Source organism: Rhodococcus sp. AW25M09, from assembly GCF_000333955.1.
GTDB lineage: Bacteria > Actinomycetota > Actinomycetes > Mycobacteriales > Mycobacteriaceae > Rhodococcoides.
Window position 1 is genome coordinate 1 of record NZ_CAPS01000148.1, and the last position, 2975, is coordinate 2975.

1 protein-coding gene is annotated in these 2975 nt (G+C 61.2%); it reads left to right on the forward strand.

Features of this window, described 5'->3' with window-relative positions; translation table 11 throughout:
- Nucleotides 1-19 precede the first annotated feature (19 nt).
- On the forward strand, nt 20-2975 hold a 2956-nt coding region (locus tag RHODMAR_RS26645; RefSeq protein ID WP_157226262.1), incomplete at its 3' end, for a non-ribosomal peptide synthetase.

Consider the following 2975-nt stretch of genomic DNA (forward strand, 5'->3'; position numbering starts at 1 on the left):
GTCTGTTGCTTCCGCCGAGGTGGATTCGACTGTGGTCGAGTTCTGCTCCGAGGGCTTCGATGTCACTGTGCAGGTGCCGTTCCGCGTCCGGCTTTTCCAGCTTTCGGATTCGGCGAGTATCGCCAGTGAATCGGTCCTGGTTCTCGTCGCGCATCACATCTCGGCCGACGGTCTGTCGATGGCCCCGTTGGCGCGAGATGTGATGGTGGCGTACACCGCGCGTGAAGGAGGGCAGTCGCCGTCATGGGTGCCTCTGCCGGTACAGTACGCCGATTTCACGCTGTGGCAGTCCATGGTGCTTGGTTCGGCGGACGACCCGCATTCGTTGCTTCACGACCAGCTGGCCTACTGGTTGCGTGCCCTGGCGGATATGCCGGCGCAGCTCGAGTTGCCCAGCGACCGGCCTCGCCCTCAGGTGGCGTCGGGTATTGGTGCGACGGTGTCATTCGAGGTTCAGGCGGAATTACACAGTCGTATCAAGGAATTTGCGCACGATCACGATGCGACTGCCTTCATGGTGGTCCACGCAGCACTCGCGGTTTTACTCGCCAGACTGTCCGGTAGCAACGACGTCGCAATCGGCGCACCGACAGCCGGACGCGGTGATGCCGCGCTGGACGACCTGGTCGGCATGTTCGTCAACACCCTGGTGTTGCGCACCGCAATCCGATCTGACGATTCGTTCATCGATGTCGTTTCTCAGGTGAGGTCGGCTGACCTAGAAGCCTTCGAGCACTCCGATGTGCCATTCGAGCGCTTGGTCGAGGCGCTTGATCCAGAGCGGTCGCAGGGGCGTCATCCGTTGGTCCAGATCGCGTTGTTCTTTCAGAACTATTCGCGAGGATCGTTCGAGTTGCCGGGCTTGACCGTCGAAGGTTTCGACACAGGCGCAGCATCGGCGAAATTCGATCTGCAAGCGACTTTCACCGAGTCGCCTGACGAGGCTGGCGGACTTGCAGTCGAATTGCTGTATGCGATCGATCTGTTCGATGAGCCGACGGTGGTTACGGTCGGCGAACGATTGATCGGGTTCCTCGATGCAGCGATTTCGAGGCCGGAGATCGCAGTCGGTGACGTCGAGTTGTTGGCTCCTCACGAGATCGAGCGCGTACTGCACGAGTGGAACGCCACCGGACATCCCGCGAGTGCCGTGGGCGAACTGCTTCTGGACGGCTTCGATCGTCAGGTTGCGGAGACTCCGGACGCCGTAGCGTTGGTATTCGAGGACCAGTCTTTGACGTTCGCGCAGTTTGCAGCGAGGGTGGATTCGGTTGCTCGACGTTTGGTCGATGACGGTGTGGGCCCGGGCGCGCTCGTGGGTTTGGCCATGCGGCGTTCGATAGAACTCGTTGTCGGGATGTATGCCGCATTGAAATCCGGTGCTGCATATGTTCCGGTCGATCCGGATCAGCCCGAAGAACGTAACGATTATATCCTCGAAACCGCGTCGCCCCTAATGGTGTTGTCTACGTCCGATGACGAATTCAACACTCGCACTGGGGTTCCGGTGGTGCACATTGATCACATTGAACCGTCCGTCGGCCCGAGCTCGTTCCCACGTGCGGCAGCGGCAGACCTTGCCTATGTCTTGTTCACGTCGGGTTCGACGGGTCGACCCAAGGGAGTTGCCGTCGAGCACCGGGCAATCGTGAATCAGATGGCGTGGATGGCACACCAGTACGAGCTGAACGAGTCGGACGTATATCTGCAGAAGACGGCGACCACGTTCGATGTGTCGCTGTGGGGATTTTTCCTACCGTTGCGTACCGGCGGTCGATTGATCGTTGCTCCGCCGGGGGCGCAGCGCGATGTCGACGTAGTGGCCGACTTGATTGCTCGACATCGGGTGACGGTCACCGACTTCGTACCGTCGATGTTGACCGTCTTCGCGGAATCGGCTGCCGCAGAATCGATCGAATCGCTCGAGCATCTGTTCGTGATCGGTGAGGCACTGCCCGCACGGACCATCGCGGCTTGCCGCGCGGTATCGAACGCGCTAGTACACAATCTATACGGTCCGACCGAAGCCGCAGTATCGGTGACGTATCGGGATGTTTCGGAGGACGCCGACGGGGCACACGGTCCCGTCTCGATCGGGGGTCCCGAGTGGAATACCTCCGTATACGTACTTGACGCCCGTTTGCGGCCCGTACCGGCAGGTACGCCTGGCGAGCTGTATCTGTCGGGGGTGCAGTTGGCCCGTGGGTACGTTTCGAGGCCGGATCTGTCAGCCGATCGGTTCGTAGCGAACCCGTTCAGCGGCGGTGCAAGTGCAGTCGGTGGCGCGCGCATGTATCGTACCGGCGACCTGGTGCGGTGGTCGCCTGAAAACGACGGACGGATCGAGTACATCGGACGTACCGATTTCCAAGTCAAGTTCCGCGGTCAGCGGATCGAGCTGGGTGAGATCGAGACAGCTCTGATCAGGTCGGCCGCCGTCATTCAGGCCGTGGTGGTGGTCTCGGACACTGCGCTGGGCGAGTCTTTGGCTGCATATCTGGTTCCTGTCGTGGGGCTGTCGATCGACGTGGCCGCGGTCAAGTCGGAGCTGAGCGAGGTGTTGCCTGCGTATATGGTGCCTGTTGCGTTTGTGGTGTTGGATGCGTTACCCCTCAACGCGGCCGGTAAGTTGGATCGACGGGCTCTGCCGGATCCGGTCTTCGCGGCGAAGGAGTTTCGAGCTCCGTCCACGCCGGTGGAGGAGATCGTGGCCCGGGTGTTCGGTGATGTGTTGGGTGTCGGTCGTGTCGGTGTGGACGACGATTTTTTCGCGCTCGGCGGTAATTCGTTGGTGGCGACTCAGGTGGCGTCGCGTCTCGGTGTGGAGCTGGGTGCATCGGTTCCGGTGCGTGCGTTGTTCGAGGCAAGTTCCGTCGGCGCGCTTGCCGCGCGTATGGAGAGCCACGTCGGCGGCGTTCAGAGGGCGCCGTTGGTGCCGCAGGAACGACCGGAGAGTATTCCGCTTTCGCTTGCGC